A 17150-nucleotide genomic window follows, 5' to 3' on the forward strand; every position below is an offset into this window, starting at 1 on the left:
CACCGCAGGCGCTACCCTACTATGAAGAGCCCGACTGTGGCCTCACACATGATGATCCGGACCGTTCCGGACCTAGGTAAGTTGATCTGCTTTTTCCTCGAAAGGCCCACCCGGCTGCCCGTTGAAGCAGCGAGGGTCGGACCCTCCCTTCAATGGAAATTGCGCCCCTTCGGCATCACGTCTGCCACCTCGGCCGTCGTCTGTTCCGGGCTGCCACCGGAACGCCGCACCGTGGCCAGGCGCAGATCGCCCTGCGCCTTCTTCTCGCGCGCGTCGCCGGTGGGCCTCAGCGCTTCATCGGCACGGTCGCTTGCGCCGAACCGCCGCGCCTCCGTGCGCAACAGTCCCAGCATCGGCGTGATGTCCTCGATGTGTTCGGCGACCACGTGGATGACGCTGCTTTCGCGCTGCAGCCGGCCGCGGATCTTGACCAACCGCGCGCCCATGACCACCGGGCGATAGGTCGCAAACACCTTCGGCCAGACGATCGCATTGGCAACGCCGGTTTCGTCCTCGATCGTCATGAAGATGACGCCCTTGGCGGAGCCCGGACGCTGGCGAACGAGCACCAACCCGGCGACGGTTATCCGCCGCCCGACCGGGGCGGTCGCAAGCGTGCGGCTGGTGACGATGCCCTGTTCGGAAAGCGTCTCTCGCAGGAAGGAGACCGGATGCGCCTTGAGCGAGAAGGAGAGATAACGATAATCGTTGATCACCTGCTCGCCCGGCAACATCTCCGGCAGGATCATGGCTGGCTCCGGCCGCAATTCCGCCCTCGCCGCGCCTTCGAAGAGCGGTAGCCTTTCGGCAGCACTCTTTTCGTCCAGCGCCTTCACCGCCCAGAGCGCCTTGCGGCGATCGAGCCCGATCGAACGGAAAGCGTCCGCATCGGCGAGCCTTTCGAGCGCGGAACGGGAGAGACCCGAGCGCAGCCAGAGGTCACGGACCGTCCCGTAACCGGTACCCCGGTTGGCGACGAGTTTCTTCTCGATCTCTTCTTGGTTCAGCCCCTTGATCGAATTGAAGCCGAGGCGCATCGCCTTGTCAGTCTTGATCACGTCCTCCATTTCGCGATGACGCGGCTCGATGGCACCCTTATCGAGGCCACCCTCTTCGAGATCGGCATCCCAGACCGAATGATTGATGTCGACGGGACGCACCCGGACCCCATGCTCGCGCGCGTCGCGCACCAGTTGCCCGGGCGCGTAAAAGCCCATCGGCTGCGAGTTCAGAAGGGCGGCACAGAAGACATCCGGATAATAGGTCTTCAGCCAGGACGAGACATAGACCAAGAGCGCGAAGGACGCGGCATGACTTTCGGGAAAGCCATATTCGCCGAAACCTTCGATCTGCTTGAAGCAGCGCTCGGCGAAATCGCGCGGATATTTGTTCTTGACCATGCCTTCGATCATCTTCTCGTGGAAGGTATGGATGGTGCCGGTGCGCTTGAAGGTCGCCATGGCGCGACGCAGCCGATCGGCCTCACTGGGTGAGAAACCGGCGGCGGTGATGGCGATCTGCATCGCCTGCTCCTGGAACAGCGGCACGCCGAGCGTCCGCTCCAGCACGACCTTCAGCTCAGGGCTTGGATATTCGATGGGGATATTGCGTGCGCGCTGCTCGCGCCGCTTCAGATAGGGATGCACCATGTTGCCCTGGATCGGCCCGGGCCGGACGATCGCCACCTCGATGACGAGATCATAGAAGATGCGCGGCTTCAGCCGTGGCAGCATGCTCATCTGCGCCCGGCTTTCGATCTGGAAGACGCCGATCGTATCGGCGCGGCATATCATGTCGTAGACGGCTTTCTGCTCATCCTTGAAGAGCTGGTGCAGGTTTTTCCGCTCGCCGTAATGCCGGTCGAGAAGCTCGAAGGCGCGGGCGATGCAGGTGAGCATGCCGAGCGCCAACACGTCGATCTTCAGGATCTTCAGCGTGTCGAGATCGTCCTTGTCCCACTCGATCATGTAGCGGTCGGGCATTGCCGTGTTCATGATCGGCACGACCTCGTCGAGCCGGTCGCGGGTAATAACGAAGCCCCCGACATGCTGCGAAAGATGGCGCGGGAAGCTCATCAGTTCGGTGGCATAGTCGAGCACCTTCACCGTCGTCGGATCCTTCGTATCGAGCCCGGCAGCCTGCGCCTCACGCTCCGAGAGATCGGCGACCGACCAGCCCCAGACCGAACCGGCAAGCGCCGATTGCACGTCTTCTGAGAACCCGAAAGCCTTGGCAGTCTCGCGGCCGGCCGAGCGCGCCCGATAGCTGATGACGGCGGCCGTCAGCCCCGCATGCTCCTTGCCGTAGGTGCGGTAGATATGCTGGATCACCTCTTCCCGCTTCTCGTGCTCGAAATCGACGTCGATATCCGGCGGCTCGTCGCGCTCGGTCGAGAGGAAGCGGTCGAAGAGCAGGGTGGTCGAAAGCGGATCGACTTCGGTGATCCTCAGACAGTAACAGACGGTGGAATTCGCCGCCGAGCCGCGGCCCTGGCAGAGGATTTCGGCCTTGCGCGCAAACTGCATGATATTGCGCACCGTCAGGAAATAGGGCTCGTAACGCTTGCTGGCGATCAGCTCGAGCTCGTACTCGATCTGCGTCGAAACCTTCTGCGAAATGCCCTCGGGATAGCGCTCGTGTGCGCCTTGCATCGTCAGCCGCCTAAGGGTCTGCGTCGGCGTCTCGCCCGGAATGCTTTCATCCGGATACTGATATTCGAGATCCGACAGCGAGAACTTCAGCCTCCCGAAGAAATGCCCGGTATTGGCGATCGCTTCCGGATAGTCGCGGAAGATGCGCGCCATTTCGGCGGGCGTCTTCAGATGCCGCTCGGCATTGGCATGCAACCGGTAGCCTGCGGTGGCGATCGTCACATGCTCGCGGATGGCGGTGACGACATCGGCAAGCGGCCGTCGCGCGGCGACATGAAACAGCGGACTGTTGGTGGCGACGAGCTTGATCGCGGCATGGCGGGCAATGGTCGCAAGTCCGGCGAAGGCAAGCTGGTCGAAGCCGTCATAGCGCGGCACCAGCGCCAGATAGAGCCGGTCGGCAAAATGCGGCTTCAGGCGCTTGAGAAAGTCGGCAAGCAAGGTTGCTTCCGGCGCGCCGATGACAGGATCCGGCAGCACGACGAGCAACAGGTCCTCGCCCCACTCGACGAGATCGGCTTCATAGAGCGTGCAGGTGCCCTTCTTGGCGCGCAGGTTTCCAGCACTCAGCATCCGGCAGAGATTGCCCCAGCCGTGGCGATTGCAGGGATAGGCGAGCACGTCGGGCAGGTCCTCCGCAAAGGAGAGCCGCGCGCCGGGCTGGAAGGCGTATTTTTCCACCTTGGCCTGCGCATGGGCGCGCACCACACCGGCAACCGTGTTGCGGTCGGCAATACCAAGGCCGCCAATGTTAAGACGGCTCGCCGCAACCACCATCTCGCCCGGATGGGACGCGCCTTCGAGGAAGGAGAAATTCGACCAGGCGCCGATCTCGAAATAGGGGACAGCGTCGCTCATGCGAAGACTCCATGCATGAACCAGCGCGGCGGGGCGCTCGCACCATAATGACCCTCGCGAAACAGCCAGAACCGCCGGCCGCGCTCGTCTTCCACCCGGAAATAATCGCGCTCCATCGCCGGCTCGCCGTCGAGCCACCATTCGCCGGCGATCCGCTCCGGCCCTTCGGCCCGTGCGATGCGGTGCAGCGTGCGCCGCCAGCGGAAGCTTCTCGGCGGCCCCTCCGGCACCTCGGCCACCGCCTCTACCGGTTCGGGGCTTGGAAAGAGCCGCTGCGGCCGAGCCGCCGCGGCAAGCAGGGTCGCGGGAATGTTTTGCGCAGGCGCCTCGGCCTTGCCCATGAGCCCCAGATCCGTGAGTGGGCGGAAGCTTGCCGCCCGCTCCGGCACGTGGCTTTCCGAAAGAGCCGGCACCAGCAGGCTCTCCGCCCCGAACCTTGCCATCACCCGGTCGGCGAAAGCCGCAAGCGGGCGCTCGCGGTCCGGCGTGCCGGAGAAATCCTCCTGCATCACCTCGTATTTTTCGCTCTTCGGCACCGAGAGCCTGAGGATTTCGAAGCCGAAGCCGGCATCGAGATCCTCGTGCACCGCCTGCAGCCGTTCGCGGAAGAGACCGGCGACGCGCCGCGGCTCGTTGAGCGGCGAGGACGTGCCGGCGGCGATGCGGAAGACCGCGCCATCGACGCGGAAAAGCAGAAGCTCGAACAGACGCCCGCCCTGCCCACGCTTTTCCAGTTCCGGTTTCAGCCGCATCGCCAGCTCTTCCGTCAAGCCGAGAATATCGTCTTCGCCCTGGACCGGTTCGCCGAGACGGCGCTCCACTGAGAGGGCAGCAACGGGCAGCCGCGGCGACAGTGGCTCATCCTCCCGCCCGAGCGCCTGATCGAGGCGCAGAAGCAGGGTCGCGCCGAACCGGCGGGCAAGCGGCGCGCGCGGCGCCTCGATGATGTCGCCGATCTGCTTGAGCCCGACCCGGCCAAGCGTTTCGATCGTTTCCCGCGGCAGCCGGAGCGCCGCCATCGGCAACGGCGCCAGCACCCGCGCCGCCTCGTCCGGGGCGAGAATGCCGTCGGAGCCGAAGCGCGCCACCGCCCAGGAGAGCCCGGCGGACGAGGAGATCGCCGCCCGGGCCTCGACCCCCAGATGGAAGAGGCGGGCAAGCAGATCGTCGAGCAGCGCCTTTTCCCCACCGAGAAGATGGGCGCAGCCGGTGATGTCGAGAAAGAGGCCGCTGTCGCCATCAAGCGCGACGAGCGGCGTATAGCGGCAACACCAATCCGCAAGCCCTTCGAGCAGGGCCCGATCGGCGGCGGGATCGGCCGGCAGCACGTCGATCTCGGGACACATGGCCCGGGCTTCGGCAACACCCTGGCCGATGTGAAAACCCGCTTTTTCGGCGTAACCGTCGAGCGCGACGAGGCGCATCGCACTCTTCACCTTGTCGGCAAAGACGAGGGGCGGATGCTCAGGACGCCCGCGGGAAAGCCACGAGTTCCCCCAGCGCTTGCGCGCGACCCGATCGGCCGGGAGATGCGGAAAGGCGAGCGACAGAATGCGCTGGTTCTGGATCTGCCGCAGCAGCGGCTGGTAGGGGCTCGATGGGGTAAAGGCGGCGGTCATGGGGGTTCCACTCCAGCAGGAAGCCGAGCGGCGCAGGAGCCCTGCTCTTCTCGGCGATGACATGAAAGACGGGATGGCCGATGCTGCCGCGAAGCATCGATCCATCCGGTAGGGGACGCTCGCGCGCCGGCGCCGGCTCGACAAGGAAGCGGAAGAAGGCGCTGCTGGCCTCCTCGTGTCCGGACTGGCGCAGGAGCAGAAGGGGAACATGGCCCGCGCGTGAGCGAACATGCAGGCGCCGGCTCTCGCTGAGCGCAAGAGCTGCGGGATTGCCGCGAATTTCCAGGATGACGGCACAGAAGCTTGGAACGGAAAGCGCCGCCTCGGCGATCCAGAGCGCGTCCTTCACCGTGCGCGGCAGGCTGAAGACGAGGCCGCGGATATCGAGCCCATAGGCCTTGAGACCCAACCCATAGGGCAGGCCCGCCTCGTTGGAAGCCATCGACTGGCTGATCCAGAGAACGGGGGCTGCCGGCTCGCCTTTTTCCAGGCGCGCCTGCTGGCAGAGCACACTGAGCGCTGCGGCAAAACCGGCGGCAGCGCCGGCATCGCGCGTCTCGGCATTGCGGATTTCCGTCATGCCTTCGAGCGGTAGGCCGCCTTCGAGAAGCGTGTCCAGATCCGTAACGCCAAGCGCAAGCGCCCGACGGCCAGGCTCATCTTCCTCGCGCTGACGGAAGCCGCCGGGATCGGCCGCCTTGGCGGCGCGCACGACGCCCGGAAGCCGACGGTTTTCGATCCTGGCTATGGTCTCTCGGAGCGAAAGTACCGTCTCCCGCTCCACGGCTTTGTCGGCCATGACGGTCAACTCCCATCATAAATGTTCATGTTATGTTCTATTAGATTCCAGAGCTTCCTAAATGAGTCAACAGCCAATTCTAAGAATTTATTCCTGTCCCCATGCCCGCGGAATTCAACACTCGAAAAACACTGGCAAAATCGCTATATGGAGGGCAACAAGGAGTGCCTATGGCCCGCATTGACCAGACCGATGATTGGCGGGAACGCCACGCACCGACGCTTACCACTTTTGAACAGCTCGCACTGGAAGCCTACGGCCACCTGCCGCAGGAATTCCGCCAGCTGACGACCGACCTCATCATCGAAGTTGCCGACTTCCCGAGCGACGACATTTTCGAGGACATGGCACTGGAAACGCCTTTCGATCTGCTGGGCCTTTTCGAGGGCCGTGGCATCAGCGAGCGCTTCACCATGGAAACCGGCCAGTTTCCAAACCGCATCACCCTCTATCGCCGCCCGATCATCGACTATTGGGCTGAGAACGAGGAGACGCTGGGTGACATCATCACCCATGTCCTGATCCATGAGATCGGCCATCACTTCGGCCTTTCCGACGACGACATGGAGCGGATCGAAGCCAGCGTCGAGCACGTCGGCGGCTAACCCGTTTTATCTGCCCCTCATCCGCCTGCCGGCACCTTCTCCCCGCAAGCGGGGCGAAGGAGACTCGCGGTACCGTTCGCATCCCAATCGGAGCACGGGTTAACCGATACCAGAAAACAGGCCTCACACGCCGATTGCGAGCATCAACCGCGTCCCCTCGCCCCGCCTGCGGGGAGAGGGTTAGGGTGAGGGGCAAACTTGCACGACGGCAAACAGCCTCGACTACTGTTCCGACAGCTTGATATCCGGGGTGTAATCCTTGCCCTCGACCTCCTTGAACACCGCCTGGCCGCACTGCATGTGCTGCGTATCGGCATTGAAGGCATAGGTGGGCGAGCCGTGCAGGCTCCAGCCCTGGTTCAGCGCTGCCGTCACCTTGTGACAGAAGGAAGCGTCGTCGGGACCGGTCAGGAAGCGATAGAGTTTCAAGATCTTGTCTTTCGTTTTTCGATGAGATCCGCCTTGGCGGCGAGCATCACGGCCTGATCGAGGTGCAGCCGCTCGACCATCCGTCCGTTGAGATTGATGACGCCCTTGCCGGCGTTTTCCGAGAGCGCAAAGGCAGCGATGATCGCGCGCGCCTCGTCGACGGCGATCTGCTCGACGCCGAAACGTTCGTTTGCCGGGCCGATCTGGGCCGGGTGGATCAGCATCTTGCCGTCATAGCCCATGTCGCGGCCCTGCCGGCATTCCTCGTCGAATCCATCAGCGTCGCGAAAATCGTTGAACACGGCGTCGATGACGTCGAGCCCGCCGCCGCGGGCGGCAAGCAGGATCTGCATCAGCCAGGGAACGAGATAGGGGCGACCGGGGCGATCCGGAACGCCGGTGTCCTTGCGCAGGTCGTTGAGACCAACGACGAAACAATCGAGCCGGCCGCCGAAGGTGCGGCCGGTCTCGGCGATAAGAGGCGCGTTGATGACACCGCGCGGCGTCTCGATCATCGCCCAGAGACGCAGCGTCTCCGGCGCATCGTTTTCGGCCAGCCAGTCGGCCGCCGCCTGGATATCCGCCGGGCTTTCGACCTTCGGCAGAAGAATGGCGTCGGGCTTCGCCGCAAGCACCGCGGCGAGATCGTCCTGGCCAAAGCCGGAACCGAGCGCATTGATGCGGATGACGATCTCACAATCCGGCCGGTTCGTCGTCAGATGCCGAACCAGCGCCTCGCGTGCTTCCATCTTGCGCTCAGGCGCAACCGCATCCTCGAGATCGAAGATCGCGGCATCGGTCGCGAGTTCAGCGACCTTGGCAAGCGCGCGGGCATTGTCGGCCGGCACCGATAGCACCGAGCGACGCAGGCGCACCGGGTGATGTTCGATCGATTTGCTCATGTTTCAGTTGTGCCCGCCTTTGCCTCGTTCCGCAAGACGAGGCGAACCGCCGCACCCCTTTCGCAAAGCCGCCTCTTGCAAGTGCGGGGAGGAGCCCCCACATCGCCATCAGAAAGGTGACGATTATGCAAAGCATTCGCTCTGTTCTCTTCACGGCCGCAGCCCTGACCATCACGTTTGCGGCCTTCGTTCTGACCGCCTCGCTGGCGCTGGCACTGGCCGGCATCGCCGCCGTCGTCGTGATCGGCAGCGCGATTGCCGCCCGGCTGAACCTCAGGCCGGCCCGCGCCACCGCCCGTCCGGCCGCCGCCGCTGCCGCCCACAGCCAGCGCGAGATGCGCATCTGGAACGACGGTCGCGGCACGATCATCGACCTCTGATCCCGGCGATCGTAGTGATCCGCAATCGGGCCGATCCGTAATCGGCTCGAAGCCTTTTGCTGTTTCTCGAGAGCTGCCATTCAGCCGGCTGCGAAATTTTTCCATCCCCGTGTCGGATCCATCGCTCCATGTCCGTCCTTGAGGCAGGCCAGCACGGTCCTGGCTCTTCGAACAGGATGGAGAACGACATGGACACTGAGACGCAGCAAACCGAAACGAAGCAGCCGGCACCGGTCCTGAACGGGCTTCTGCCCTATCTTCAGGTCGATGGCGCCGCCAAGGCATCCGAATTCTACCAGCGCGCCTTCGGCGCCAAGGAGGTCAACCGGCATCCGCTCGACGAGCAGGGCCGGACGATGCACATCCATCTCTACGTCAACGGCAGCTCGCTGATGCTGGCGGATGCCTATCCGGAATATGGCCATCCGCTGGAAAAGCCGCAGGCCTTTACCTTGACGCTCACCGTCGAGGACATCGATGCCTGGTGGGACCGCGCCGTTGCCGCCGGCGCCGAGGTGGTGATGCCGATCGAGGTGATGTTCTGGGGCGACCGCTACGGCCAGCTCCGCGATCCCTTCGGCGTTCTCTGGGCCATGAACAGCCCGGTGAAGGCAGGCTGAGGCTTCCCGACAATCGAAATCCGGGCGAAGCTTTCACCGGGCGGGCATTTTCACCCGCCCGGCGAAGCGTGTTTGGATAGATTTTCCTTCATTTCGGCGCAAAACTCATCTAAACGCTAGCGCAACATTCTTCTGAAATCGAAGGCCTGAAGTTATGGAAAAATTCGTCAAGCTCACCGGTGTCGCCGCCCCCCTCCCCGTCGTCAACATCGACACGGACATGATCATTCCGAAGGATTACCTGAAGACGATCAAGCGCACCGGCCTAGGCAAGGGCCTTTTCGCCGAAGCCCGCTACAATGAGGATGGCTCGGTCAACCCGGACTTCGTGCTCAACAAACCCGCCTACCAGAACGCCAAGATCCTGGTTGCCGGCGACAACTTCGGCTGCGGCTCCTCGCGCGAGCATGCCCCCTGGGCGCTGCTCGACTTCGGCATCCGCTGCGTGATCTCCACGTCCTTTGCCGACATCTTCTACAACAACTGTTTTAAGAACGGCATTCTGCCGATCGTCGTCAGCCAGGCCGACCTCGACAAGCTGATGGACGACGCTTCGCGCGGCTCCAACGCCATCCTCTCGGTCGACCTGGAATCCCAGGAAATCACCGGCCCGGACGGCGGCTCGGTCAAGTTCGAGGTCGATGCCTTCAAGCGCCACTGCCTGCTGAACGGCCTCGACGATATCGGCCTGACGCTGGAAAAGGCAACCGCGATCGACAGCTTCGAGAAGACGGTCGGCGCCTCGCGCCCCTGGGCTTAAAGCGAGACATGGCGCGCAAGCTCATCTCTTCGGGTTCGCCCTTCGAAAAGACGGCAGGCTATTCGCGTGCCGTCGCGATGGGCGACTGGTGCTTCGTCTCCGGCACGACCGGCTACGACTATGCCACCATGACCATGCCCGAAACGGTGGAAGAGCAGGCGCGCAATTGCCTGAAGACGATCGAGGGCGCACTGAAGGAAGCGGGCTTCTCGCTTAAAGACGTGGTGCGCAATCACTACTACGTCACCGATGCCAGCTTCGCCGACCGGGTGTTCCCGATCTTCGGCGAAGTCTTCGGCGAGATCCGTCCGGCCGCAACCATGATCGTCTGCGATCTGATCCGCCCGGAAATGCTGATCGAGATCGAAGTCACCGCCCTCCGCGGCTGAGACCGAGCTTTTCTGCTCACGCCATCTCTTCTCAAATCGATTCCGATTTTGGCCAATATGCGATAGTCCATGGACACCGCCTGCTAGACCTATGCTGAACCGGAAGACGATTATGCAATTCGAAGGCACCGCAGATTACATCGCCGACAAGGACCTGATGATCGCCGTCAATGCTGCGATCCGGCTGGAGCGGCCGCTGCTCGTCAAGGGTGAACCCGGCACCGGCAAGACCGAGCTTGCCCGCCAGATTGCCGCTGCCCTTGGCCTCGATCTGATCGAATGGAGCGTCAAGTCGACGACCAAGGCGCAGCAGGGCCTTTACGAGTATGATGCCGTGTCGCGCCTGCGCGACAGCCAGCTCGGCGACGAGCGCGTCAACGAGGTCAGGAACTATATCCGCAAGGGCAAGCTCTGGCAGGCCTTCGAGGCCGACCGTCGCGTGGTGCTTCTGATCGACGAGATCGACAAGGCCGACATCGAGTTTCCGAACGACCTCTTGCAGGAACTCGACCGCATGGAATTCCATGTCTACGAGACCGGCGAGATGATCGGCGCCCGTCACCGGCCGATCGTCATCATCACCTCCAACAACGAGAAGGAATTGCCGGACGCATTTCTGCGCCGCTGCTTCTTCCACTATATCCGCTTTCCCGACGCCGAAACGCTCGCCCGCATCGTCGAGGTGCACTATCCCGGGATCCGCAAGACGTTGCTTTCGGCAGCCCTTGCCGCCTTCTACGACATCCGCCAGGTGCCGGGCCTCAAAAAGAAGCCTTCCACCTCCGAAGCGCTCGACTGGATCCGCCTGCTGGTTGCCGACGAGGTCGATCCGGCCGACCTCCGCGCCGACGCCAAGACCATGCTGCCGAAGCTGCACGGCGCGCTGCTGAAGAACGAGCAGGACGTGCATCTCTTCGAACGCCTGGCCTTCATGGCACGCCGCGACGGATGAGCCCGGACGCCCACAAGGTCCTGATCTACGCCACCTGGCAAGATCAGTTGCTGGTCTTCGACGAGCCGGACTTTCCCGAGATCGAGCTGCAGGTGCCCGGCGGCACGATGGAGCCGGGCGAGAGCCCGGAAACATCGGCCTTGCGGGAATTCGTGGAAGAGACCGGGCTGACGCCATCGCGGGGCCTCACCCATCTCGTCACGAAGGACTACTCCTTCCGGAAGGAAGGCCAGACCATCTGCCATCGCCGGCACTATTTTCATGTCGCCCTTGCCGGCGAGCAACAGAAAACCTGGCTGCACCATGAAATGACGCCCTTTGGCGGTGGTGCGCCGATCCGCTTTCGCTTCTTCTGGCTCGGCTTAGACGAGGCTAGCCGTCGGCTCGGATACGGCATGCAGGACGGCCTAGATTATCTTCACACGCACGGAAGTTGCCCCTCACCCTAGCCCTCTCCCCGCAGCCGGGGAGAGGGGACGGAAATGGCGACGGTCGCCGCGAGACAATGATGTCCGGGCTTCTTTCTGGAACGGAAATGATCGGTCCCTGGGAGGCGCGAGCGGGTGCCACAAGCTCCCTTCTCCCCGCCTGCGGGGAGAAGGTCGCGGAAGCGGGATGAGGGGCCGCCCGACCGCCCGAATCGTTTTTCTTGACCCCCGCGCCCCAGTCGCGCTATCAAATTCCTCGTGGTGATTTGGCCGGCCGGCTTGCAGCCACGTTAAACAAGTCGCTAAAGGGCCGAGGAAAGTTGGATTTCCGAGGACCGGTCGCGATCAATCGCCGCCGGTTTTTTTGTATTGATCGAGTGGAAGCCCATGCCCATCAAGATTCCCGATACGCTGCCCGCTTTCGAAACCCTCGTGCATGAGGGTGTGCGGGTGATGACCGAGACCGTGGCGATCCGTCAGGATATCCGCCCGCTCCAGATCGGGCTCCTGAACCTCATGCCGAACAAGATCAAGACCGAGATCCAGATGGCGCGCCTGATCGGCGCCTCGCCGCTGCAGGTGGAATTGTCGCTGGTACGCATCGGCGCCCACCGGGCGAAGAACACCTCGGAAGATCACCTGCTTTCTTTCTACGAGACCTGGGACGAGGTGAAGGGCCGCAAGTTCGACGGCTTCATCATCACCGGCGCGCCGGTCGAGACGCTCGAATACGAGGACGTCACCTATTGGGACGAATTGAAGCGCATCCTCGATTGGACGGAGACCAACGTGCATTCGACGCTCAATGTCTGCTGGGGGGCGATGGCGGCGATCTACCATTTCCACGACGTGCCGAAGTATCCGCTGAACGAGAAGGCCTTTGGCGTCTACCGCCACCAGAACCTCAATCGCTCGTCGGTCTATCTCAACGGCTTCTCCGACGACTTCGCCGTCCCCGTCTCGCGTTGGACCGAGGTCAGGCGTGCCGACATCGACAAGGTGCCCAGCCTCGAAATCCTGATGGAATCGAAGGAGATGGGCGTCTGCCTCGTGCACGAGAAAAAGGGCAACCGGCTCTACATGTTCAACCACGTGGAGTATGATTCGACCTCGCTGTCGGACGAATATTTTCGCGACGTGGACGCAGGCGTGCCGATCAAGATGCCGCACGACTATTTCCCGCACAACGATTCGACCCTGCCGCCGCAGAACCGCTGGCGCAGCCATGCGCACCTCTTCTTCGGCAACTGGATCAACGAGATGTACCAGACGACGCCCTATGATCTCGCAGAGATCGGCACCGGAGAAAGCCAGGACTGACCGATGTTCATCCCCTTCTTCCTCGAACTCAAAGCGGCGAAAGTTCCGGTGACGCTCCGGGAATTCCTGTCGCTGATCGAGGGGATGGAGGCGGGCATCGCCACATTCGATGTCGAAGCCTTCTACTTCCTGGCGCGCACGGCGCTGGTGAAGGACGAGCGCCATATCGACCGCTTCGACCGGGTGTTCCAGCACTGCTTCTCCGGGCTCGAGGCGGTCAATCCCATGGAGACGGGCGAAGAGGCCGTCATCCCCGAGGACTGGCTGCGCAAGCTCGCCGAAAAACACCTGACCGAGGAAGAAAAGCGCCTGATCGAATCCCTCGGGGGCTTCGACAAGCTGATGGAGACCCTGCGCCAACGGCTTCGGGAGCAGCAAGGCCGGCATCAGGGCGGCTCGAAATGGATCGGCACCGCCGGCACCTCCCCCTTCGGCGCCTATGGCTACAATCCCGAAGGGGTCAGGATCGGCCAGGACCAGTCGCGCCACCGCCGCGCCGTCAAGGTCTGGGACCGGCGCGAGTTCAGGGATTATGACGACACGGTCGAACTCGGCACCCGCAACATCAAGGTGGCGCTGAAAAGGCTCAGGCGCTGGGTGCGCCAGGGGGCGGCTGACGAACTCGACCTTTCCGGCACGATCCGTGCCACCGCCGAGCACGGCTATCTCGACGTGGTGACGCGGCCCGAACGCCGCAATGCGGTCAAGCTGCTGATGTTCTTCGATATCGGCGGCTCGATGGACGATCACATCCGCATCGTCGAGGAACTGTTTTCAGCCGCCCGCGGCGAGTTCCGCCATATGGAGCATTTCTACTTCCACAACTGTGTCTATGAGGGTCTGTGGAAGGACAATCGTCGCCGCCGCGTCGACATCACCCGCACCACCGAAGTGCTGCGCACCTATGGCGGCGACTATCGCGCCATCTTCGTCGGCGACGCGTCGATGAGCCCCTATGAGATCAGCCATCCCGGCGGCTCGGTCGAACATTGGAACGACGAGGCGGGCGCACTCTGGCTTTCGCGCATGACAGCGCATTTTCCGCGTTCGATCTGGATCAATCCCGTGCCCGAACAGCACTGGGGCTACACCCAGTCGATCGGCATGGTGAAGAGCCTGTTCGAGGGGCGGATGTTCCCTTTGACACTCGCCGGCCTGCAGGATGCCACCAAGCAGCTATCGCGCTGACATGACCGCAGAGAGGTCGCTGTAGCACCTTGAATAGCTAGACGTTTTTGCCCTCAGGCCAGAGACGAAGCAAGGCCCCATTTAGTATGATTTTCCGGTTGCCGTGCCTTTGGAAATGACGCAGGTTGCTGCGGTCGCGAAGAGGGAGCCAGCGGTGAACATGCATCAGAACACGGAAATCTTCGGCCATCTGCCGTCCGGCGAGCCGGTCCATCGTATGGTGCTCTCCGGTGGCGGCCTCACCGCCCATGTCTTGACCTGGGGCTCGGTGATTCAGGACCTGCGCCTGGAAGGCCATGAGCCGCCATTGGTGCTCGGTTTCGCCGATCTCGAAAGCTATCTCGCCCATTCGCCCTATCTCGGCGCGACACCGGGGCGCTGCGCCAACCGGATCGCCGACGGGCGCTTCACGCTCGACGGTGAGACCTACCAGCTCGAACTGAACGAGAAGGGTGTCACCCACCTGCACGGCGGCAGCGACAATATCGGCAAGCGCAACTGGACGATCGGCCGCCAGACGCCTGATAGCGTGACGCTCACCATTACCGATCCGGATGGACGCGCCGGCTATCCCGGCAACTGCAAGGTCACTTGCACCTACGCGCTGAAGCCCGGCGGCGTCTTGAGCGTCGTCTACGAGAGCGAGACCGACCGGCCGACGCTCGCCAATGTCTGCCAGCACAGCTACTTCAATCTCGACGGCACTGTCGACGCGCTCGGACACGACATCATGATCGCCGCCGACCACTACCTGCCGACCAACGAACGCCAGGTGCCGACGGGCGAGATCCGTGCGGTCGAGGGCACCGCCTTCGATCTCCGCGAAATGACGTCGATGCGTCGCCAGACCGAGGGCGAGCGCATCAGCTACGACCACAATTTCTGCCTTTCGAACGAGCGCATGACGAAACATTCGGTGGCGCTTGCCCGTAGCATCAATTCCGGCGTCACGATGGAAGTGCTGACGACCGAGCCTGGTGTACAGCTTTATACCGGCGCAAAGCTCGACATCACCGTCCCCGGCCTCGAGGGACGCCGCTATGGCCCATTTGCCGGTTTCTGCCTGGAAACCCAGATCTGGCCGGACGCCATCAACCATGCCGGCTTCCCGAACGCGGTACTGCGGACCGGTGAGATCCGCCGGCAGGAGACGGACTACGTCTTCATGAAGAGCTGAGTGGCGCGCGGGCGTCGACGATCTCTAGCGACAAGGGAAGGGACGGCGAACGTTCCAAAGGACCGTCGTGCTGTCCGATCGCCGACAGGTGTTCGCATGGCGAAGCATCCGGTTGCGAAGCGCAATGCGCCTGACGGCGGATGCCGTTCATTTCCAAAATAACAGTGAAATGAAGTGGTTGGGAGAAATTGGAGCGGGTGAGGCGATTCGAACGCCCGACCCCAACCTTGGCAAGGTTGTGCTCTACCCCTGAGCTACACCCGCTCATAAACCGCGGTCCGGGGGTAGTCGGTGGACCGTGGCGTCGCTGTCTTGCGGCGACGGGCGGTATATGGCCTAAGCGATTTTGGAATGCAACAGGGAAATGACGAGAAATCGAATATTTTTTTGGAGACCCCTCGCGAAGCCCGGAAATGCCGCGTTTTCGGCCGCTGCCGCCGCCTGTGAGATTGCGCGGCCACCGGCTTCTCCCCTAAAGCAGAGGCGAAACGAATGCCCAAGGGATGAGAATCATGAGTGAATCACAGCCGAAGACCGCCGAAGACCTCTTTCATTTTCTCGACGGACTTGGGATCGAGCATAAAACCAAGAGCCACGAGCCGGTGTTCACCGTCGCCGAATCGGTGGCGCTGCGTGACGAGATCCCTGGCGGCCACACGAAAAACCTTTTCGTGAAGGACAAGAAGGACAACTATTTCCTGCTCACCGTCGAGGAACACGCGACGGTGGACCTGAAGACCGTTCACCAGGTGATCGGTGCGGCAAGCAAGGTGTCCTTCGGCAAGCCGGAGAAGCTGATGGAATATCTGGGCGTCATTCCAGGTGCCGTGACCGCCTTCGGCGCGATCAATGACACCGAGGGCAACGTCAAGATGATCCTCGACGAGGAGCTGATGAAGTTCGACATCGTCAACTGCCATCCGCTCTCCAATGACGCGACGACCTCGATCGCATCCAGCGATCTGCTGCGCTTCATGGAAGCGACCGGACACGAACCGCTTGTCTTGAAAGTCACGGCCTGACATACGATCTTTGGCGCGAATGCAGTAAGCTGGCAGACGAGCCGGCGAGGAGAGAAGAATGACGGGCAGCGACAATCCCTATGCAGGGTCTTTCGGCACTCAGATGACGGCTTCGGCCTCTTTCGGTCAGCCGGCGCCGGCGGCCGCGTCGGACGGTGACCTGATCAAGGAAACCACCACTGCCAACTTCACCAAGGACGTGCTCGACGCCTCCAGGCAGCAGCCGGTTCTCGTCGATTTCTGGGCGCCCTGGTGCGGCCCCTGCAAGCAGCTGACCCCCGTCATCGAAAAGGTGGTCACGGAAGCCGCAGGCCGCGTCAAACTCGTGAAGATGAACATCGACGATCATCCCTCGATCGCCGGACAGCTCGGCATCCAGTCGATCCCCGCCGTCATCGCCTTCGTCGGCGGGCGTCCGGTCGATGGCTTCATGGGCGCGGTGCCGGAAAGCCAGATCAAGCAATTCATCGAAAAGATCGCCGGTCCGGCCGTCGACGACAGCAAGGCCGAGATCGAAGCGGTTCTCGCCGATGCCAAGGCGCTGCTCGACGCCGGTGACGCCCAGAACGCCGCCGGCCTCTACGGCGCCGTGCTTCAGGCCGACCCCGAAAACGTCGTGGCGATCGCCGGCATGGTCGATTGCATGATCGCGCTCGGCCAGGTCGCCGAAGCCCGCGAAGCGCTCTCCGGGCTGCCGGAAGACCTTGCCAAGGACGCAGGCATTGCGGCCATCGGCAAGAAGCTCGACCAGATCGAGGAAGCCCGCAAGCTCGGCGATCCCAATGAGTTCGAGCGGCGCCTTGCCGCAAATCCCGATGATCATGAGGCGCGCGTGCTGCTCGCCAAGATCCGCAATGTCGAAGGCGACCGGACGGCTGCGGCCGATCACCTGCTGACGGTCATGAAGCGCGATCGAACTTTCGACGACGACGGCGCGCGGCGCGAGTTGCTCTCCTTCTTCGAGGTCTGGGGACCGAAGGATCCGGCAACGATCGCCGCACGGCGCAAGCTCTCGTCGATCCTGTTCTCCTGAACCGTCAGGCATTTTTTT

General features: G+C 62.7%; 17 protein-coding genes, 1 tRNA gene and 1 riboswitch. Of the genes, 12 read left to right on the top strand and 6 right to left on the bottom strand.

The features are described from left to right. Positions 1-149: 149 nt before the first annotated feature. From ACN9MO_RS16625 to ACN9MO_RS16635, 3 genes are read right to left on the bottom strand one after another with little or no spacing between them, the layout of a single operon-like run. A complete protein-coding gene (locus ACN9MO_RS16625) occupies positions 150-3509 on the bottom strand; it encodes an error-prone DNA polymerase (protein WP_113132353.1) in 3360 nt (1119 codons plus the stop codon). Further along, complete coding sequence (locus ACN9MO_RS16630; protein WP_425987126.1) at positions 3506-5089, bottom strand: DNA polymerase Y family protein; 1584 nt, start codon at positions 5087-5089, stop codon at positions 3506-3508. The genes ACN9MO_RS16625 and ACN9MO_RS16630 overlap by 4 nt, the downstream gene beginning before the upstream one ends. Beyond that, complete coding sequence (locus ACN9MO_RS16635; protein WP_058321701.1) at positions 4974-5927, bottom strand: ImuA family protein; 954 nt, start codon at positions 5925-5927, stop codon at positions 4974-4976. The genes ACN9MO_RS16630 and ACN9MO_RS16635 overlap by 116 nt, the downstream gene beginning before the upstream one ends. A 170-nt stretch (positions 5928-6097) precedes the next feature. Between ACN9MO_RS16635 and ACN9MO_RS16640 the strand changes: the two genes are divergently transcribed. Continuing rightward, the gene (locus ACN9MO_RS16640; RefSeq protein WP_057254954.1) at positions 6098-6532 is read left to right on the top strand and encodes a metallopeptidase family protein; all 435 of its coding nucleotides are present in this window, start codon (positions 6098-6100) and stop codon (positions 6530-6532) included. A 222-nt stretch (positions 6533-6754) separates the two neighbouring features. Here ACN9MO_RS16640 and ACN9MO_RS16645 read toward each other — a convergent pair whose 3' ends face one another. Together ACN9MO_RS16645 and ACN9MO_RS16650 are read right to left on the bottom strand one after the other, a co-directional pair. Next, positions 6755-6961, bottom strand: coding sequence for a DUF1737 domain-containing protein (locus ACN9MO_RS16645; RefSeq protein ID WP_057254953.1), 207 nt, complete (start codon positions 6959-6961; stop codon positions 6755-6757). Beyond that, entirely contained in the window at positions 6958-7863 is a 906-nt protein-coding gene (locus ACN9MO_RS16650) for an HpcH/HpaI aldolase/citrate lyase family protein (RefSeq protein WP_112995668.1), read from the bottom strand. The genes ACN9MO_RS16645 and ACN9MO_RS16650 overlap by 4 nt, the downstream gene beginning before the upstream one ends. Positions 7864-7988: 125 nt before the next feature. Between ACN9MO_RS16650 and ACN9MO_RS16655 the strand changes: the two genes are divergently transcribed. The 9 genes from ACN9MO_RS16655 (at position 7989) to ACN9MO_RS16695 (ending at position 15077) form a co-directional block, all read left to right on the top strand. Further along, on the top strand, positions 7989-8243 hold the full coding sequence (locus ACN9MO_RS16655) for a hypothetical protein (RefSeq protein ID WP_058321700.1): 255 nt from the start codon (positions 7989-7991) through the stop codon (positions 8241-8243). A 188-nt stretch (positions 8244-8431) separates the two neighbouring features. Next, positions 8432-8863, top strand: coding sequence for a VOC family protein (locus ACN9MO_RS16660; RefSeq protein WP_057254950.1), 432 nt, complete (start codon positions 8432-8434; stop codon positions 8861-8863). Between the two features lie 154 nt (positions 8864-9017). Continuing rightward, positions 9018-9623 (top strand): 3-isopropylmalate dehydratase small subunit, encoded by a 606-nt coding sequence (leuD, locus tag ACN9MO_RS16665; protein ID WP_057254949.1) that lies wholly within the window; start codon positions 9018-9020, stop codon positions 9621-9623. Between the two features lie 8 nt (positions 9624-9631). Further along, on the top strand, positions 9632-10012 hold the full coding sequence (locus tag ACN9MO_RS16670; RefSeq protein ID WP_057254948.1) for a RidA family protein: 381 nt from the start codon (positions 9632-9634) through the stop codon (positions 10010-10012). A 112-nt stretch (positions 10013-10124) separates the two neighbouring features. Then, entirely contained in the window at positions 10125-10964 is an 840-nt protein-coding gene (locus tag ACN9MO_RS16675; protein ID WP_112995667.1) for an AAA family ATPase, read from the top strand. Further along, entirely contained in the window at positions 10961-11413 is a 453-nt protein-coding gene (locus tag ACN9MO_RS16680) for an NUDIX hydrolase (RefSeq protein ID WP_112995666.1), read from the top strand. The genes ACN9MO_RS16675 and ACN9MO_RS16680 overlap by 4 nt, the downstream gene beginning before the upstream one ends. 227 nt (positions 11414-11640) lie before the next feature. Beyond that, positions 11641-11718, top strand: a riboswitch (SAM riboswitch). 61 nt (positions 11719-11779) lie between these two features. Beyond that, complete coding sequence (metA, locus tag ACN9MO_RS16685) at positions 11780-12712, top strand: homoserine O-acetyltransferase MetA (protein WP_057254945.1); 933 nt, start codon at positions 11780-11782, stop codon at positions 12710-12712. 3 nt (positions 12713-12715) lie between these two features. Beyond that, positions 12716-13900, top strand: coding sequence for a vWA domain-containing protein (locus tag ACN9MO_RS16690; protein ID WP_057254944.1), 1185 nt, complete (start codon positions 12716-12718; stop codon positions 13898-13900). A 160-nt stretch (positions 13901-14060) separates the two neighbouring features. Then, on the top strand, positions 14061-15077 hold the full coding sequence (locus tag ACN9MO_RS16695; protein ID WP_112995664.1) for an aldose epimerase family protein: 1017 nt from the start codon (positions 14061-14063) through the stop codon (positions 15075-15077). Between the two features lie 189 nt (positions 15078-15266). Here the strand turns inward: ACN9MO_RS16695 and ACN9MO_RS16700 are convergent. Then, positions 15267-15341 (bottom strand) — tRNA-Gly (locus tag ACN9MO_RS16700). 248 nt (positions 15342-15589) lie between these two features. Between ACN9MO_RS16700 and ACN9MO_RS16705 the strand changes: the two genes are divergently transcribed. Both ACN9MO_RS16705 and trxA read left to right on the top strand, forming a co-directional pair. Beyond that, on the top strand, positions 15590-16099 hold the full coding sequence (locus tag ACN9MO_RS16705) for a prolyl-tRNA synthetase associated domain-containing protein (protein WP_093233086.1): 510 nt from the start codon (positions 15590-15592) through the stop codon (positions 16097-16099). Between the two features lie 58 nt (positions 16100-16157). Continuing rightward, on the top strand, positions 16158-17132 hold the full coding sequence (gene trxA / locus ACN9MO_RS16710; protein ID WP_057254941.1) for a thioredoxin: 975 nt from the start codon (positions 16158-16160) through the stop codon (positions 17130-17132). Positions 17133-17150 lie beyond the last annotated feature (18 nt).

The sequence above is a fragment of the Ensifer sp. R-19 genome (genome assembly GCF_049905105.1).
GTDB lineage: Bacteria > Pseudomonadota > Alphaproteobacteria > Rhizobiales > Rhizobiaceae > Ensifer.